Source organism: Aquabacter cavernae (genome assembly GCF_003993795.1).
In the GTDB taxonomy this organism is placed as follows: domain Bacteria; phylum Pseudomonadota; class Alphaproteobacteria; order Rhizobiales; family Xanthobacteraceae; genus Aquabacter; species Aquabacter cavernae.
Map to the genome: position 1 here is coordinate 568,773 of NZ_RWKV01000008.1, position 16,904 is coordinate 585,676.

Below are 16,904 nucleotides of genomic sequence, written 5' to 3' on the forward strand. Positions count from 1 at the left end.
ATACGTTTATTGTACATACTGATACGCGAATAAGGCACTGGAGGACCCGCCATGACCCATCGTGAACCCGGTTTCGCGACCCTCGCCGTCCATGCCGGCGCGCAGCCCGACCCCACCACCGGGGCCCGCGCCACGCCCATCTACCAGACCACGTCCTTCGTGTTCGACGACGTGGACCATGCGGCGGCCCTGTTCGGCCTCCAGACCTTCGGCAACATCTATACCCGCATCGGCAACCCCACCACGGCGGTGCTGGAGGAGCGGGTGGCGGCGCTGGAGGGCGGCACGGCCGCGCTCGCGGTGGCCTCGGGCCATGCGGCCCAGCACCTCGTCTTCCACACCCTGCTGACGCCCGGCGACGAGTTCGTGGCTTCGCGCAAGCTCTATGGCGGCTCCATCAACCAGTTCACCCACGCCTTCAAGAGCTATGGCTGGAAGGTGGTGTGGGCGGACCCGGAAGACCCGGCCTCCTTCGAGCGCGCCATCACAGACAAGACCAAGGCCATCTTCACCGAGAGCATCGCCAATCCCGGCGGCGTGGTGTGCGACATCGCCGCCATCTCGGCCGTGGCCAAGCGCGCGGGCGTGCCGCTCATCGTCGATAACACGCTGGCCAGCCCCTATCTGTGGCGCCCCATCGAGCACGGCGCGGACATCGTCATCCATTCCGCCACCAAGTTCCTGGGCGGGCACGGCAATTCCATCGGCGGCGTGATCGTGGACGCGGGCACCTTCGACTGGTCCGCCTCCGGCCGCTATCCCTTCCTCTCCCAGCCCCGGCCCGAATATCAGGGCATGGTGCTGCACGAGACCTTCGGCAATTTCGCCTTCGCCATCGCCGCCCGTGTGCTGGGCCTGCGCGACCTCGGCCCGGCGCTCTCGCCCTTCAACGCCTTCCTCATCCTCACCGGCATCGAGACGCTGAGCCTGCGCATGAAGCAGCACAGCGAGAATGCCCTGGCGGTGGCGAAGTATCTCGCCGCCCATCCGGCGGTGGAATGGGTGAGCTATCCCGGCCTTGAGGGCGACCGCTATTACGGCCTCGCCCGCAAGTATCTGCCGCGCGGCGCGGGAGCCGTGTTCACCTTCGGCCTGAAGGGCGGCTATGAGGCCGGCGTCGGGCTGGTCTCCAAGGTGCAGCTCTTCTCGCATCTCGCCAATATCGGCGATACCCGCTCCCTCATCATCCATCCCGCCTCCACCACCCACAAGCAGCTCTCCGACGACGCCAAGCGCGCCTCGGGCGCGGGGCCGGAAGTGGTGCGCATCTCGGTGGGCATCGAGGATGTGGGCGACATCATCGCCGATCTCGACCAGGCGCTGGTGGAGGGTTGATCCACCCTGGCTGCGCCTCCTGCGTATAATATCTCTGCCCTCCGGCGACGGCCGCAGGGCAATGACCTGCCGATGAGGCTTCGCTGACGGCGAAGACACCACACGAACCACAAAGGCCATTTCATGTTCAACGCCGGATCTCTGGCCTCAACCGCACGTTCCGCCATTCTGGTCTGCGCCATGGGCATCGCCTCCGTGGCGTCCGCCCACGCGCAGACGAAACCCTTCGGTCCCGGCTTCGACGGCTGGTCCTTCACGGCGACCACGGAAAAGCCCGGCCTTGTGGTTTGCCGCGCCACGCGGACGGCGGGCAACCGGGAGGACATCCTGGGCATGCGCAACGACCTGAAGCCCTATTTCAGCGTCAAGGCGGAAGGCCGGAAGGGCAAGTGGCCGGGCACGATCATCAATGTCCCCGGCAAGCCGAGAGGCGTGCTCGAATGGACCAGCACGGGCGAGGCCAACGGTATCCGCATGTGGTTCCCCCTGCCGACCAGCGCCGTAGACAGGATCGTGGAGGCGGGGGCTTTCGAGTTCAGCCTCCCCGACACCGAGGATTCCGGCAAGGTCAACCTCGGCAAGCGGGCCATGGACGCCTGGGTTCGCGTGCATGAGTGCGTCAAGGCCAATTCCCGCTGACGGGTGAGGGCGGGCCGTTCATGCGTGATAATGCTCGCGCACCAGATCGAGCCAGGCGCGGGCGGCATCGGAGAGATAGCCGCCCCGCCGCCAGATGAGCGCCATGCTCCAGTCTGTGCCCGGCTCGTCCAGCGGCACGCGCGCGACGCCCTCATGGGCGCGCTGCTCGGCGATCATGCGGGGCAGGAAGGCGATGCCGAGGCCCGCCGCCACCAGGGCCACGATGAAGTCGATCTGCGCGCTCCGGGCCACCACTTCGGGGGTGACGCCGCGCCGCTCGCAGGCGTCCAGCAGGATGGCGTTGAGCGCGAAGCCGCTCTCGAACAGGATGAAGGGAGAAGGGGCAAGCTCCTGAAAATTCACATGTCTTGCATTTTGGAAAGGATGGTTCGCGGGCAATAGGGCCACCAAAGGCTCGCTGCGCACCGGCTCCGCCTCGAACGCATCCGGCACCGGCATGAGGGAAGCGGCGAAGTCCACCTCGCTCGCCTGCAGCATCTCCTCCAGGCGCTTCGACCCATGCTCCACCAGCCGGATCTCGATGCCCGGATAGCGGCTGCGGAAGCTGGCGAAGAGCGGCGCGAACAGGGTCGGAGACCCCAGCGGCGGCAGGCCGAGCCGCAGCGTGCCGCGCTTCAGCCCGCGCAACTCGTCCAGCTCGGCGATGAGGTCGTCCCGCTCCGCCAGCATGGCGAGCGCCCGGCGATAGACGATCTCGCCCGCGGCGGTCAGCGTGGAGCGGTGGCCGTAGCGCTCCAGCAGCGGGATGTTCAACTCGTCCTCAAGCTGCTTCACCGCCTTGCTCACGGTGGACTGGGTGGCGAACACCACCTTGGCCGCCTGGGAGAACCCGCCCTGGCGCACCACTTCCACGAAGGCCCGCAAGGTGCGTAGCTCCATCGCCCTATTCCATTCTCGACTGATCTGAATTCATTCAATTCATTTTGAGCATATCGCAGTGCAGCGTATCTTCCATCCCTAGGGAGCGCTGGGCGCTCCGGGATTCATCGACATGACACTCGCAGCTCTCCGCCTGCGTGCCGTGCTTCGCCGCACGCGCCTGCTCCAGATCCTGTTGATCGCCGCCATCTGGCTGGCGGGAGATGCGCTGGTCCGCATCCTCGGCCTGCCCGTGCCGGGGGGCGTGGTGGGGATGGTGGGCCTGCTGGTGCTGCTGGCGCTGGGCTGGGTGAAGCCTGCCAGCGTGCGGCTCGGCGCCTATTGGCTGCTGGCGGAAATGCTCTTGTTTTTCGTGCCCGCCGTCATCGCGGTCATGGACCATGGCGAGTTCATGGGCGCGCTCGGCCTCAAGGTGGCCCTGGTGATCGTGGTGGGCACGCTGCTGGTCATGGCCGGCACGGCGCTCACCGTGGACCTGCTCTATCGCTGGCGGATGCGCGATCGGATGCGCCATGCGGTGGAGTGACCCGACGCTCCATCTCCTGTTCTGGCCGCTGGCGACCGTGGCCATCTATATCCTCGCCAAGCGCCTCTACAGGCGCTGGCATTATTGGTGGACCGGCCCGCTGCTGGTGACGCCGCTGGCGGTATTGGCGCTGCTGGCGATCCTCGGCGCGGACTACCGGCAATATATGAGCGGCACCCATTGGCTGGTGCTGATGCTCGGCCCGGCCACGGTGGCGTTCGCCATCCCCATCCATGAGCAGCGGACGGTGATCCGCCGCCATTGGCCGGTGCTGCTGGTGGGCGTGCTGGCGGGCAGCTCCATCGCGCTCGCCTCGGCCTGGGCGCTGGCCCATGCGCTGGGCGTGCCGGACGCGGTGGGACGCAGCCTGATGCCGCGCTCCACGACGACACCATTCGCCATGGCCATGTCGGGCGAGATCGGCGGCGTGCCCCAACTCACGGCGGTGTTCGTCATCCTCACCGGCGTGTGCGGAGCGGCCATGGGCGAGGTGATGCTGAAATGGCTGCCCCTGCGCTCGGCATTGGCGCGCGGCGCCCTGTTCGGCATGGCCGCCCATGGCGCGGGCGTCGCCAAGGCCACTGAGATCGGCCGCGAGGAAGGCTCCATCGCCGGGCTGGTCATGATCCTGGCCGGGCTGCTGAACCTGATGCTCGCCCCGCTCGTGATGCTGGCGCTGCGCTGACCCCTCAGGCCGGCAGCGCCCCGCCGCGCGCGGGTACCGCGGTCAGGTCGCACCAATGCTGCGTGGCGTAGACCAGCACCACGGTCGCCCCGAACTGGTGGGCGAGGGCGATGTCGATGGGCACCACATAGAGCAGCGTGAGGATGCCGAGGGCCGCCTGGAGCGTCACGAGGCCGAGCAGGATCCACGCCTGCCGCGCCGCCGGGCCGCCGCGCATGCCAGCATGGAGCGCATGCAGGAGTGCCACTGCCCAGATCGTGTAGGCGATCATGCGGTGCTGGAATTGCACCGTCATCACATTCTCGAACAGGTTGCGCCAGCCGGGCGAGATGACGCCCAGCTTGTCCAGCGGCGGGATGACAGACCCGTCCATGAGCGGCCATGTGTTGAAGGTCATGCCCGCATCGAGCCCGGCGACGAGCCCGCCAGAAAAGATCTGGAGCAGCACCAGTCCCACCAGGACGACCGCCCCCAGCCGTACGCCCGGTCCGGCGACGATGAGCGCGCGCCCCTTGAGGCTCCGGGCAACCGCCACGGTGGCGGCGAGGATCACGCAGGCGAGGGTGAGATGCACCGCCAGCCGGTACTGGCTGACGGACACGCGCTCCGTGAGGCCCGAAGCCACCATCCACCAGCCGATGGCGCCCTGCAGCCCGCCCAGCACGAACAGGCCGAAGCATTTCCACAGCAACGGTCCGCGCAGCACGCCGCGCGCCGCGAAATAGAGGAAGGGCAGCAGGAAGGCGAAGCCGATGACGCGGCCCAGCAGGCGATGGGCCCATTCCCACCAGAAGATGCGCTTGAAGCTCTCCAGGCCCATCCCCTTATTGAGGATCTCGTATTGGGGAATGGTCTTGTACTTGTCGAACTCGGCCTGCCACTGGGCCTCGGACAAGGGGGGCAGGGCGCCGGTCACGGGCTTCCATTCGGTGATGGAGAGGCCCGATTCGGTAAGCCGCGTCGCGCCGCCCACCACCACCATGGCCACGATCAGGGCGGCGACCACCGCCAGCCAGATGCGGACGCCCGTGAAGCCACGCGCTCCGGCCTGCCGCGATGTCGTGCCCTGCGCCAGTGTCTGCGCCATCTACCCGCGCTCCGTTTTGGCCCCCGCGTGGGTTCCGTTATAGAGGCAGAGCGCTCCGGACAAGACGACCGGCTGTCGCCGGGGGACGGAAAGGCCGTCCGAGGGGGAAACGGATGCCTCAACGCCTGCGGAAACTGATGGGCACGGTCCTGCTGCTGATCCTTGTGGTGGTCTGGGCGCTGGGAGCGATGGCGGTAGCGCAGGGGCGGGTGACCGATCTGCCCTGGGGACTCCAGACCATCAGCTACATCCTGCTGGGCACGCTGTGGGTGATCCCCGCCGGTCTCCTCATCCGCTGGATGGAGCGGCCCGATGACCGAAATTCAACCAAGACGTGACCTGAGGATTTTCAGCTAATCTCTTGGTATGTCATCGAGAAGGCTGAGTTCAGGCGGCGCTCAAAGTCGGGAGCATGCTGCGCCCCACGGGGCGCGCGACCGCTTCGGGCTCGTCCATGGCACGCACCATGAGCACCCGGTCGAACCCTTGGGCTGCCAGTGCGGCATAGGGCTCGACGCTGGGCTCGTCCGCGCAGGGCGGCTCGACGCAGACCACATAGGGCGAGAGGCGCGCGAGCTTCACGGCCTCCGGAGCCGCGCCGAGCACGGGCGCAGCGACGATCACGAAATCGTAGGTCTCCCGCAGGGCGGTGAGGATCAGGCCCAGCCGATCCGCGCCGACAACGCCCGGCCCGCCGCGCGTGTCCCGCCCCGGCGGGATGACATGGGCGCGGGAGAGAGGGTCGCGATAGATGGTCTCGCCGAATCCGGCGACACCGAACAGCATCTCGGCCATGCCCGGTGCCCAGGGGTCCGAGATGAGGGCGGACAATTCCCCGGAGAGACCGTCCAGCGCCACCAGGGCCACGCGGCTGTCCTCGGCCAGATGCCGGGCGAGCGTGATGGCGAAGGTGGCGGGCATTTCGGAGGGCATGTCCGAGGTCGTGATGATAAGCTGACGATCCCGGGGCGCGGCGGCGATCTGGTCCGCCAGGAGATGCGCGGCCCGGCGGCAGGGCAGGCCCGCACCACGGCCCGCATCGAGCCACGCGACGCGCGGCGCGGCCTCATGGGCGCGGGGCAGATCTTGGCGTTTGCCTTGGGGCTCCATAGGCGTAGGACGGGGGCGGCCGGACACCAGCAGAAGCGCCAGCGCGCATCCGCCCGCCGCCAGGAGAAAGCCGAGGGAGGGCGGATCGCGCCGCGCCGGGGCGGCGGGACCGCTGCTCACGGAGAGGCGGGGCAGGGCCGCTTCCGCCTGTTCCGGCGCACTGTTCCGGGCACCCGCCTGCATGGCGCCGAAGGCCGCCACATAGGCGCGGACCACCTCGGAGGCGAGGCGCGGGTCTGAGGCGGTGATGGCGATATCCAGCAGTCGCCCGCCCTGGCGGGGCTCGACGGACAGGCGCGCCAGCAATCTGGCGGCGGCCCGCTCGCGGGGCACCACGGGGTCGGCGCCCAGCCAATCCTGGAGCGGGGCGAGGGGTGTCGTGAGGCGTGCCGCGTCCGCCGGGGGCAGCCGGTCCAGCACCTCCAAGGCGAGGTCGCGGGAGGTGAGGACCTGGGTGATGCCGCGCACGGTGGCGGGGGGCGGCTGAACGGCCACGTCGAAGGACAGCACCGCCTGGGCGGTATAGCGGGCGGGCAGCACCACGAAGAGCACGGTTATGGCCAGCAGAACCCATCCGGCCGCCAGCCAGTAACGGAAGGCTGTTCCCCGACCGAGTGTGCCGGCGTGCCGACGATCGGCCCATCCTGCTGCCATGGGTGCGTTCCCGCTTCCTCCCGACGACATGCCGGGAGACTTGAGAATGCGACCTTATGGTTTAGGGAAGGTAAATCCGCTCACCGGTCCTCCCAGACCGGGTGGCGCTTGGCGAGTACTGCCGAGATGCCCTCGTCGGCGTCGCGGGCCAGCATGTTGGTGGCCATCACGTCCGAGGCGAGGGCATACGCCTCGTCCAGCGTCATCTCCGCCTGCCGGTAGAAGGCGGCCTTGCCGAGCTTCACGGGCACCTGGGATTTCGCCGCGATGCGCGCTGCCATTTCGCGGGCGGCCGCCAGTGCCTCGCCCTGCGCCACCACGCGGTTCACCAGCCCCATGCGCAGGGCCTCCGGGGCCTCCACCCATTCGCCCAGCAGCAGCATTTCCATGGCGTGCTTGCGCGACACGGCCCGCGACAGCGCGACCATGGGCGTGTGGCAGAACAGGCCGATATTCACGCCCGGCGTGCAAAAGCGCGCGGCAGCCCCCGCCACGGCCAGATCGCAGCTCGCCACCAGCTGGCAGCCGGCGGCGGTGGCCATGCCTTCCACTGCGGCGATGACGGGCTGGGGCAGGCGGACGATGGCGGTCATGAGCGCGGAGCAGCGCTTCAGCACATCCTGGTAATAGGCCCGCCCCCGGTCGGCATCGCCGCGATGGGCCTGGATCTCCTTCAAGTCATGCCCGGCGGAGAAGACCGGCCCCTCTGCCGTCAGCACCACGGCGCGCACGCTTTTGTCTTCCGCAATGTCGGCAAGATGGGCGGTGAAGGCCGCCATGGTGGCGTCGGACAGGCTGTTGCGACTCGCCGCGCGAGCCAGGGTCAGGGTGGCCACATGGTCCGCATCGGAGCGAAGCACCGGCGCGTCCATGGGATCGGCCACCGGGGCGAGGTTCGAGGCGGGCATGACGCTTCCTTCCATACGTTGATCTTTTCGCGGCCTACTTTAAGCAAGTTCGACTTCAATAAGCGAGGCGAACGCATGAACACGCAGGGTGGGGCGACGCGGAATAATGGGGGTGTCGCGGTCACCCTTGCGGAGTTGGAGGCATTCCTGGCGCGGGAATTCCCCCAGGCCTTCGGGCCCGGCCGCCCTCATGCGGTGGAGAGCATCGGCCCGCGCATCGCCACGGTTCGCCTCGATGCGGGCGAAGAGCAGTTGCGGCCGGGCGGCACCATTTCCGGCCCGGCCATGATGGGGCTGGCGGACGTGGCCGTTTATGTGGCGCTGCTCGGCCAGATCGGCCTCGTGCCCCTGGCTGTTACCACCAACCTGTCCATCAACTTCCTGCGCAAGCCGGCCCCCGGCGCCCTTTATGCGGATGCGCGCCTGATCAAGCTGGGCAAGCGGCTGGCGGTGGGGGATGTGGGGATTCGCGGGGCGGAGCGGGACGACTTGGTCGCCCACTGCGTCGCCACCTATTCCATTCCCGACCGGGCGTGAGGGGCGGGCACTCCTGATGTTATGGCGGAAGTTCAGGAAGCGTTCGGCGGGTGTTTCCCCTCTGTCGCGATTACATGCCGGCGGCTCTTAAGGGGCTGCTCGAACAGGCCTCCCGTCCGGGATTTGCCTTCCGCCCAAAAGCCGCGCGGCTTTCCCGAGGCGAAGCTCTGGCGCGCGCGCCTCGACGGCGGAGCGGAGGGCGGGGCCACGGAGGTTATGGGACGAGAGACCGGACGAAAGGGCTGAAAAACCCCGTGTTTCAGCGCCTTGATTTATGGTGTTAAAATACCATTTTTTCAAGCCATTGAAATCATTGATTTATTATCCGCCTTCGCGCGTTGACCGGTGTTCGTGCTTGGGCTAAAAGCCGCTCCATCGCCGGATCGTGCCGCGCCTCGCGTGGTGCTACCGGCTTTCTTATTCGGAAAACGACCCATGAAGACGTATTCGGCCAAGCCTGCCGAAATCGAGAAGAAGTGGGTGGTGATCGACGCTTCCGGCCTCGTGGTTGGTCGCCTCGCGACCATCATCGCCATGCGCCTGAAGGGCAAGCACCGCCCCATCTACACCCCGCACGTTGACTGCGGCGACAATGTCGTCGTGGTGAATGCCGAGAAGGTGGTCCTCACTGGCCGCAAGCGCGACCAGAAGGTCTATTACCACCACACCGGCTTCCCCGGCGGCATCAAGGAACGCAGCGCCAAGTTCATTCTCGAAGGCCGCTTCCCGGAGCGGGTCATCGAGAAGGCGGTGGAGCGCATGCTCGCCCGCGGCCCGCTCGGTCGCAAGATCATGGGCAACCTGCGCGTCTATAAGGGCCCGGAGCACCCCCACGAGGCTCAGCAGCCCGTGGCGCTGGATGTGGCGAGCCTCAACCGCAAGAATGTGAGGAACTGACATGACCGAGGTTCTGCAGTCCCTCGATTCCCTGAACACCCGCTCCGAGCAGGAAGCGCCGGTCCACGTCCAGAAGCTGGACAAGTTTGGCCGCGCTTATGCCACCGGCAAGCGTAAGGATGCCGTGGCCCGCGTGTGGGTTCGCCCCGGCACCGGCAAGATCACCGTCAATGACCGCGACGTCGAAGTCTACTTCGCTCGTCCGGTGCTGCGGCTCATGATCAACCAGCCGTTCCAGACCGCTGCCCGCGAGGGCCAGTATGACGTGGTGTGCACCGTTTCCGGCGGCGGCCTTTCCGGCCAGGCCGGCGCGCTGCGCCACGGCATCTCCCGCGCTCTGACCTTCTACGAGCCCGAGCTGCGCTCCCCGCTCAAGAAGGGCGGCTTCCTGACCCGCGACAGCCGCGTGGTCGAGCGCAAGAAGTACGGCCGCGCCAAGGCTCGCCGCAGCTTCCAGTTCTCGAAGCGCTGATCGGCGTCCATACGGATACGGAAAAGGCGGGGCTTGGCCCCGCCTTTTTTGTTTTGCCCGATGCGGTGCTTGTCGCTGGCCCCTTCAAAAGGATCGGGCGCCGCTCTCGAAAGAGAGGGCGCCCGCATATTCCGCGCAAGCTCGGCCGTTCAGAAGCTCGGCGTATCGCCGGGCAAGGGGCTCCACTGGCCATTGGCCGTGGGATCGCCGGGCGGGGACGAGCCCATCCACCCGTCGAGGTTCGGCGGGAAGACGTAATCCTCGTTCCGACCACCGCCGATGCTCACATCCGGCTTGATGGCGGCGCCCGGGCCGGGATCGAGATAGCTGCCCTGCGGGATCACCGGCAGGTTGATGATGTTCGGATTGTGCGGCGTGATGGGGATATGCGGCGCACTGGTGCTCTGCGCCAGCGCCGGGGCGGCGAGGCCCGCGCCCATGGCGAGACCCAGTCCCATCAGAGCGCAACCGATCCACGAAAATTGCGTCCGCATCGAACCCCCCGGAAGACCAAGCGACATTCGGCATAGGCGAGGGCGAGGGGATTGGCAAGGCGAGCCTGATCCCCGCCGTTTCGGCGATGCCGCCCACAAGAGGTGCCATTGCTGTGCCTATGCCATCCGCGTGAAATTTCGTATCATTTGAATCAAGATGGAACCGTTAGATCACGGCGCCGTCGAGCTTGCCGCTATGGAAGCCGCTCATCGGCGATCCGTTGCGGCCACCGCAGGTCCCAAGCCGGTCCGTGTGGGGACATGAAGATCGACCTGTTCACGGTTCATGTGTTCCTGCTGTGCCTGGGACTGACCTTCGCCTTGGCCTGGGTGGTCCTCTGGCGCGCTTTCTCCCATGTGCGCGGCGTCGGCTTGTGGTCGATGTCCGTCTGCGTGCTGGTGCTGGGCGGCGCCTTGGTGGTGCGCCGCTATGTGCTTTATGGCTATGGCGAAGCCTTTCTCGGCCATCTGCTGGTCATCATCGGTTTCAACCTGTCCTGGATCGGCACGTGCCGCTTCTACGGACAGGCGGCGCCCTGGCGTACCTTCCTGCTGCTGACAGCCCTGGGGGCCGCGGCGCTGCTGGCGGCGGGGACGAACCTCCAGTTTCTCGATTTCGTCTATGCGACCACCGCCTGCATTCCCTTCATGCTGACTGCCCGAACCGCCTGGCCTCAGATGAAGGTGAGCCTGGCGGCGCGGGTGATCGTCATCGCCCTGTGCTTTGCCGCCATCGGAGAAGTGGTGCGCATGCTGGTGGTGCTGTCGTTTTTCGTCGATACGATCCCAGCCGTCATCACCCGCCCGCCGGCGGTGATGGTGATCATGGCGATCGCGGTCGGCTGGACGGCCAGCATGTTCGGCTTCATCCTCGCCCTCATGGAACGCGAGCGCTCCATCCTGTCGGCGCTTGTGGTCGAGGATGATCTGACGGGACTCGCCTCCCGCCGGCACTTTTATGTGCGCCTCGCGGAGGAATGCGCCCGCTCGCAGCGGAGTGGCACGCCCTTCTGCCTGTTGATCCTGGATCTCGACGGCTTCAAGACCATCAACGACGCCTATGGCCATGCGGCCGGGGATGCCTGCCTGCGCACTTTCGGGGCGATTCTGACGGGGCGCCTGCGGCGCAGCGACGTGGCCGCGCGCATGGGCGGGGACGAGTTCGGCATCCTCCTGCCGGACACATGCATCGCGGATGGGCTTCAGGTGGCCGAGAGCCTGCGCCGGGCGGTGCGGAGCGAGAGCGTGCCCTGGAAGGAGGGGGCATTGCCGCTCTCCGTCTCCATCGGCGTCGCCCAATGGGACCCCGCGTCACGCACCAGCCAGGATGACCTGGCCGCCGAGGCCGACAGGGCACTTTATAAGGCGAAGCAGGACGGGCGAGACTGCGTGGGCTGCATCTCGTCCCTCCTGCCGCAGTCGGGCTGAGCGCTCAGCGCACCCAGCGGCCGGGCACGTAGACCCAGGTGCCGCCGCGCCGGACCCAGCCGGACGGCACATAGCGCCAGCCGGGACGCGAGGGCATCCACGTGCCGGACACCCAGACATAACGCTGCGCGCGCGGGCTCCAGCGCCAATAGCCCGGCGCCCACGTCTGGCCCCGGCGCGGCGGCGGGAAGGGCTCGCGGCGCGGCGGAGGCGGGGGCACCCGGACGATGACCTGGGCGTCCGCCTCGGACGCGCCGAGCACGGCCGCAGCCGGCGCCAGGGCGGCAGCGCCCAGCAAGGTACCTATGAAACGTCTGCGCGACAGCATGTGCGAATCCTGTCTGAATGAACCGGGAGAAAGCTTCCACCGAACAGCGGCCGAACCGCGAGGGAAGTAGGGCGAAGGCGCGATTGCGGGAACAGGGTTAATGCAATGCCACGGGCGTCCGCAAGCGGGACAGTCAATTCGATAGAGTTGAAAAATCAATTTATTAGCCGCGAAATTTGACTGGGATCACGGCCTGTCACGCGCCTTTCCCATGCGTAGGACATAAAGCCGGTGGAAATTGCCGGCGCTGCGGCGTGGGGAAGTGGGAGGGACGGCTGTGGAGTTCTGGGTTTCGGCGAACGGCACCGCGTCGGGTAACGGCACGCGCGAAAATCCCTTCGCCACCATTGAGGCGGCCCAGGCGGCGGTGCGCGCGGTCTTGGCGTCGAGCGCGCCCCTCGCCAGCGACATCACGGTCCATATCGGCGGCGGCACCTACCAGCTTTCGCAGCCTCTCACCTTCACGGACGCGGATTCCGGCCGCGACGGGCATGTGGTGCGCTATCAGGCGGTCGCGGGTGAGCATCCGGTGATTTCAGGCGGGCAGGCCGTCACCGGCTGGACGGCCGTTTCCGATCCCCATCTGACGCTCGCGTCCGGCACGCAGCTCTGGGAGGCGAATGTCGGCCTCGGCGTGGACAGCGCCCAGCTCTATGTGGACGGCGTGCGCGCCACCGTGGCGGAGAGCAATTCGGCCGATATCTATCCCGAAGGCTTCCGTCCCACCTATTATGACCTGCCGGGCGTGTCCGGCATCCAATATGCGGTGGATTCGTCCAACGGGACCAACTGGCAGGACCCCACCACCTGGACCAATGTCAGCGACATCTCCGCCGTGGTCTATACACAGTGGAAGATGATGTCGGTGCCGCTCACCAGCGTCGCGGCGCCCTCGTCCAGCATTCCCTCGCTCAATCCGGTCGATGCCCCCACCGTGGGGCTGATCTCGCTCCTCGATCCGGCCTGGACCAACGCCAACCTCATTCGGAGCATTCCCACAGGCACCTCCACGTCCGACCCGTTCGTCATCACCCTGGATGGAACGCTGGCCGCCACCGAGATCCAGGTCGGCATGACGGTGGCGATCACTGCCTCCGGCAACCAGCAAGATCTGGGCATCATCACCGGGGTCGATCCGGTCACCAACCAGATCTCCGTCAGCCTGCCGGCCATCCTGTCCGCCGGCACGGACGTGACCTTGAGCATCATCGATCCGCTCACGGGCGAACAGGTGCTCGGCCAGCCCAATGAATGGAGCTTCTGGCGGGTCACCAAGTTCATCAATGCCTATCAGTTCATGGACGAGGCCGGGGAATGGTATCTCGACCGCTCCACCGGCAAGATCTATCTGGTGACGAAGGCGGGAGATAATCCCAACAATCACGACGTGCAGCTTCCCGTGCAGGAGACGCTGATCTCCGGCAACGGTGCGTCCAACCTCACCTTTGACGGCCTCACCTTCCAGTACGCTACTTGGCTCGACGCGGCCGAGAACGGCTATGTGAGCGACCAGGCGGGCTTCCACCTGACGGGCAGCGGCCACGAGGTGAACCAGATCGGCCATTTCGAGGAGGTGACCCGCACGCCGGGCAACCTCTCCTTCGTGAACGGCACCGGGATCACTTTCTCGAACAACGTGTTCGCCCATCTGGGCGGCGCGGCGCTGGACTTCTCCGGCGGGGCCCAGGACAATTCCATCCTCAACAACATCTTCAAGGATATCTCGTCAGCCGCCATCCAGATCGGCGGCGTGAATGCCGAGGATGCGCGCCCCGCTACAGATGAGGGCATCACCCGCAACAATGTGGTGGATGGCAACGTCATCCAGAATATCGGCGTCGATTATATCGACGTGCCGGCCATCTTCCTCGGCTATTCGCAGAACAGCCGCATCAGCAACAATTACATTGCCGATGTACCGTGGTCCGGCATTTCCATTGGCTGGGGCTGGGGGCTGCGGGACCAGTGGCTGGTCTATGACCCGTTCACGGGCACCTATGTGGACATGGGCAGCTTCCCCGGCCTCGACGGCGCCCTGCCGGGGCAATGGGGGGACAACACAACCCCCACCATCATGGGCGGCAATGAGATCACCGGGAACACCATCACCCGCTTCCTCCAGGTGGCCTGGGACGGAGGGGCGATCTACACGACCGGCTTCCAGGACGGGAACCCGTTCGACATCGGCCTCGACGGAACGGTAATCGCCAACAACTATGCCTATGACAAGGCGTCCTATGCGGGCGGAAATGTCTTCTACACGGATGGCGGAAGCCGGTTCCTGGAGCTGATTAACAACATCTCGTTCGGCAACGCGGTGGGCACGTTCAATTTCGGCCCGCTCTTCTCCGCCGATGATCCGCTCAACGCGAACAACCCTTTCAAAGTCTTTCCCGAGGGCAATAGCCTCAGCTACGGCAGCGATATCGGCGGCTGCGTTACGTTCGGCGACATCCTCTATGTGGCGAACCGCTGGGAGAATTGGTGGCTCGCCAATGTCTTCAGCGAGAACCCCTCCGCCTTCCCGTTCAACCCGCTTTATTACGACCCCGGCCGGCGCGGCACCACGTTCGACCCTTGGACGGACACCTTTCCGCTGCCGGGCGCGCCTTATCCGGCGAACCTTGAATTCCTCGGCAATATCCAGGTTTCCGGCTGGTGGGGCGCTCCCCTTCAGAATGTCTCGGTAAACGACGTGCTGGCCTTCGTCCGGCCCACCGCCTTGTCCGCCACCCGCGACGACGCGCTCGGCGGGGTGGCCACCTTCGGGCTGCAGTCCCTGGACGATGCCAGCATCCACACCGTGCTGGAGAATGCCGCCTCGCGCAGCGCGGCTGCACTCTCCTATGATGGCGTGACCCATGCCGCGTGGCTCGCCTCGGAAGGGCAGGCGGTGGGCACCATGTCCACGGTGCCAGGCGGGCAGATGGGGGCGGGCGTCTGGTTGCCCGTCGCCATGGTGGACGGGCAAGCGCTTGCCCTCACGGAACTGCACGCGGACGGCAACAGCGCGCACGCCACCTTCGAGGGCGGTTACGAATTCACCTTCACGCTGGGCGGCAGCCGCTCCATCGCCACGGGCGTGCTGCTGGATCAGCCCACGGTCACCGTGCAGCGGCTGGCCGCCTTCGAAAACGGGCTGGCTTTCTATGAGGCCGACCAGAGCACCGGCCAGATCACTTATGATGGCCAGACCTATCTTCCCGGCGACGAGGGCTACCTGGCCGCCGCGCTTGCACTCGCCGAGGGGGCTGATCTGGTCCTGCATGCGGACGACCTGCCGGATTTCGGCGGGCAGGCGTCATTCGACCAGCTCGGCCTCAACCCCGCGCGTAATTACGGCCTGCTTCTGCTGGTGAATGATGAGTCCACCAACCTCCTGTCTTCCTATGCCGCGGCCAATCCCGGCGGCATGGTGCAGGTGATGGCGCTCGGCCAGAGCGATGGCGGGGTCACGTTCGGCATCGAGGACACGCTCGTGACGGACGCCCATTCGGACCGCGACTATAACGACCTCGTGGTCACGCTGGGCTTCAGCCAGGGGACGAGCGACTGGTTGATTTAGGTCCGATCTGAATCCAGGGCACCCCGTCCCCAATCCCATACCTTTTAAGCTGAGCTTGACGAAGCTTGCAGCGACGCGCAAGCATTCAACGAGGGGATGCAAGCCTTAGAATGCTTGCGCTTGCATGAATGCGTACCGAGGTGCGCATCGATTTTATGGGACGGGGAATGAAGCATCATCTGGCCGCGGTGGGGGACCGTATCTTTTCCTCCATCTCTCACATCGCTGACTGGAGATGGTATAATGATCCGCTCGGCGCCGCCCCACGGGCAAGTGCCGAGGAATATACCCGGCTCTTCCAGGCCGCCCGCAAAGCGGAATACTCCCAGATCGATGCGTTGGAATCGGAGATCGGATTTTCCATCGACCGCGAATGGATGGATAGCTTGGCGCTGCATACGCAGATAACAGTCAAGAAGAGCGATCTCGCCTATCCTCACGGTAGGATTCTCTACAGCTTGCTCAGGAAATATATCGCTGAGCATCCGGGCGAATATATCACCATTATCGAGACCGGGACGGCGCGGGGCTTCTCCATACTCTGCATGGCCAAGGCGCTTATGGATGGCGGCGCGCAAGGGCGCCTGATCACGCTCGATGTCCTGCCCCATCATCAGAAGATGTACTGGAACTGCATTGACGATTCCCAGGGGCGCAAGACCCGTGCGGAATTGTTGAGCCCCTGGTCGGACCTTCTCAAATACGTTGTTTTCGTTCAGGGCGATTCCCTGCTCCAACTCCCGAAAGTTGGCGTCGATCGCGTGAATTTCGCCTTCATTGACGCTCAGCACACGAAGAAAAATGTCCTGCTTGAGTATCAGGCCGTGTCCAAGCTCCAGGAAAAGGGCGACGTGATCGTCTTTGATGATGTGACGCCGGGCACGTTCGACGGCGTGGTCGAAGCGGTGAAGGACATTGATACCGGGGGGCGCTACACCATGCGCTATCTCACGGCTTCCAAGCAGCGGGCTTATGCGTGGGGCACGAAAACGTAGCGAGCGCCCATCTGAGGGTAGGGCCGGCGCCGCGTCCACGCCCCGCCGGAGCTGAGGTGCATACGGTGACCTTGTGCCGCCGGCACACCATCCACCTGCCGCGCCTATAGCGCAAAAGTTTCAAAGTCATCGGAAGTTCATGGTGAGCCCGTTGGGATTCGAACCCAAGACCCCATGATTAAAAGTCACGTGCTCTACCGACTGAGCTACGGGCTCACTGAGGGCGCGTTCGTAGGCCGGTGGCGCCGCAGGGTCAAGGGCCGTTTCCGGGAAATGGCGGTGCCGGGGCAAGGTCGCCCGGCCGGCCGCCATTGACCCGATTACCGTGGGCGCGCACCATCGGG

At 66.0% G+C, this 16,904-nt stretch carries 17 protein-coding genes and 1 tRNA gene; 11 read left to right on the forward strand and 7 right to left on the reverse strand.

Features of this window, described 5'->3' with window-relative positions:
• The first annotated feature begins 51 nt into the window (after nucleotides 1–51).
• Both EJJ38_RS07295 and EJJ38_RS07300 read left to right on the forward strand, forming a co-directional pair.
• Nucleotides 52–1,335, forward strand: coding sequence for an O-acetylhomoserine aminocarboxypropyltransferase (locus EJJ38_RS07295; protein WP_127089429.1), 1,284 nt, complete (start codon nucleotides 52–54; stop codon nucleotides 1,333–1,335).
• Between the two features lie 123 nt (nucleotides 1,336–1,458).
• Nucleotides 1,459–1,974 carry a hypothetical protein gene (locus EJJ38_RS07300; RefSeq protein WP_127089430.1) on the forward strand — a complete coding sequence of 172 codons (516 nt, stop codon included), beginning with the start codon at nucleotides 1,459–1,461 and terminating at the stop codon, nucleotides 1,972–1,974.
• An 18-nt stretch (nucleotides 1,975–1,992) separates the two neighbouring features.
• On the opposite strand, the gene EJJ38_RS07305 is transcribed toward EJJ38_RS07300, so the two are convergent.
• Nucleotides 1,993–2,874: a LysR family transcriptional regulator gene (locus EJJ38_RS07305; RefSeq protein ID WP_127089431.1), complete on the reverse strand. Its 882-nt coding sequence runs from the start codon at nucleotides 2,872–2,874 to the stop codon at nucleotides 1,993–1,995.
• Nucleotides 2,875–2,986: 112 nt separating this feature from the next.
• Between EJJ38_RS07305 and EJJ38_RS07310 the strand changes: the two genes are divergently transcribed.
• On the forward strand, nucleotides 2,987–3,400 hold the full coding sequence (locus EJJ38_RS07310; protein WP_127089432.1) for a CidA/LrgA family protein: 414 nt from the start codon (nucleotides 2,987–2,989) through the stop codon (nucleotides 3,398–3,400).
• Nucleotides 3,387–4,085 carry an LrgB family protein gene (locus tag EJJ38_RS07315; RefSeq protein WP_127089433.1) on the forward strand — a complete coding sequence of 233 codons (699 nt, stop codon included), beginning with the start codon at nucleotides 3,387–3,389 and terminating at the stop codon, nucleotides 4,083–4,085. The genes EJJ38_RS07310 and EJJ38_RS07315 overlap by 14 nt, the downstream gene beginning before the upstream one ends.
• A 4-nt stretch (nucleotides 4,086–4,089) precedes the next feature.
• On the opposite strand, the gene EJJ38_RS07320 is transcribed toward EJJ38_RS07315, so the two are convergent.
• Nucleotides 4,090–5,172, reverse strand: a complete 1,083-nt coding sequence (locus tag EJJ38_RS07320; RefSeq protein WP_127089434.1) for a COX15/CtaA family protein — start codon at nucleotides 5,170–5,172, stop codon at nucleotides 4,090–4,092.
• Between the two features lie 113 nt (nucleotides 5,173–5,285).
• Here EJJ38_RS07320 and EJJ38_RS07325 point away from each other — a divergent pair, with 113 nt between their 5' ends.
• Nucleotides 5,286–5,510, forward strand: a complete 225-nt coding sequence (locus tag EJJ38_RS07325; protein WP_127089435.1) for a DUF2842 domain-containing protein — start codon at nucleotides 5,286–5,288, stop codon at nucleotides 5,508–5,510.
• Between the two features lie 49 nt (nucleotides 5,511–5,559).
• Here the strand turns inward: EJJ38_RS07325 and EJJ38_RS07330 are convergent, their stop codons facing one another.
• The gene (locus tag EJJ38_RS07330; RefSeq protein WP_127089436.1) at nucleotides 5,560–6,936 is read right to left on the reverse strand and encodes a hypothetical protein; all 1,377 of its coding nucleotides are present in this window, start codon (nucleotides 6,934–6,936) and stop codon (nucleotides 5,560–5,562) included.
• Nucleotides 6,937–7,016: 80 nt separating this feature from the next.
• A complete protein-coding gene (locus EJJ38_RS07335; RefSeq protein ID WP_127089437.1) occupies nucleotides 7,017–7,844 on the reverse strand; it encodes an enoyl-CoA hydratase in 828 nt (275 codons plus the stop codon).
• 75 nt (nucleotides 7,845–7,919) lie between these two features.
• Between EJJ38_RS07335 and EJJ38_RS07340 the strand changes: the two genes are divergently transcribed.
• The 3 genes from EJJ38_RS07340 (at nucleotide 7,920) to rpsI (ending at nucleotide 9,750) form a co-directional block, all read left to right on the forward strand.
• A complete protein-coding gene (locus tag EJJ38_RS07340; protein ID WP_127089438.1) occupies nucleotides 7,920–8,381 on the forward strand; it encodes a PaaI family thioesterase in 462 nt (153 codons plus the stop codon).
• A gap of 435 nt (nucleotides 8,382–8,816) precedes the next feature.
• The gene (gene rplM, locus EJJ38_RS07345) at nucleotides 8,817–9,278 is read left to right on the forward strand and encodes a 50S ribosomal protein L13 (protein WP_127089439.1); all 462 of its coding nucleotides are present in this window, start codon (nucleotides 8,817–8,819) and stop codon (nucleotides 9,276–9,278) included.
• A gap of 1 nt (nucleotide 9,279) precedes the next feature.
• A complete protein-coding gene (rpsI, locus tag EJJ38_RS07350) occupies nucleotides 9,280–9,750 on the forward strand; it encodes a 30S ribosomal protein S9 (protein WP_127089440.1) in 471 nt (156 codons plus the stop codon).
• A 149-nt stretch (nucleotides 9,751–9,899) separates the two neighbouring features.
• On the opposite strand, the gene EJJ38_RS07355 is transcribed toward rpsI, so the two are convergent.
• The gene (locus tag EJJ38_RS07355; protein WP_127089441.1) at nucleotides 9,900–10,208 is read right to left on the reverse strand and encodes a hypothetical protein; all 309 of its coding nucleotides are present in this window, start codon (nucleotides 10,206–10,208) and stop codon (nucleotides 9,900–9,902) included.
• 297 nt (nucleotides 10,209–10,505) lie between these two features.
• On the opposite strand from EJJ38_RS07355, the gene EJJ38_RS07360 reads away from it, so the two are divergent.
• Complete coding sequence (locus EJJ38_RS07360) at nucleotides 10,506–11,672, forward strand: GGDEF domain-containing protein (protein WP_127089442.1); 1,167 nt, start codon at nucleotides 10,506–10,508, stop codon at nucleotides 11,670–11,672.
• Between the two features lie 4 nt (nucleotides 11,673–11,676).
• On the opposite strand, the gene EJJ38_RS07365 is transcribed toward EJJ38_RS07360, so the two are convergent.
• Nucleotides 11,677–12,000: a YXWGXW repeat-containing protein gene (locus EJJ38_RS07365; protein ID WP_127089443.1), complete on the reverse strand. Its 324-nt coding sequence runs from the start codon at nucleotides 11,998–12,000 to the stop codon at nucleotides 11,677–11,679.
• Nucleotides 12,001–12,277: 277 nt separating this feature from the next.
• Between EJJ38_RS07365 and EJJ38_RS07370 the strand changes: the two genes are divergently transcribed.
• Together EJJ38_RS07370 and EJJ38_RS07375 are read left to right on the forward strand one after the other, a co-directional pair.
• Complete coding sequence (locus tag EJJ38_RS07370; RefSeq protein ID WP_127089444.1) at nucleotides 12,278–15,565, forward strand: right-handed parallel beta-helix repeat-containing protein; 3,288 nt, start codon at nucleotides 12,278–12,280, stop codon at nucleotides 15,563–15,565.
• A gap of 167 nt (nucleotides 15,566–15,732) precedes the next feature.
• Nucleotides 15,733–16,560 (forward strand): O-methyltransferase, encoded by an 828-nt coding sequence (locus EJJ38_RS07375; RefSeq protein WP_164738450.1) that lies wholly within the window; start codon nucleotides 15,733–15,735, stop codon nucleotides 16,558–16,560.
• 140 nt (nucleotides 16,561–16,700) lie between these two features.
• Here EJJ38_RS07375 and EJJ38_RS07380 read toward each other — a convergent pair.
• Nucleotides 16,701–16,776 (reverse strand) — tRNA-Lys (locus EJJ38_RS07380).
• Between the last annotated feature and the right edge of the window lie 128 nt (nucleotides 16,777–16,904).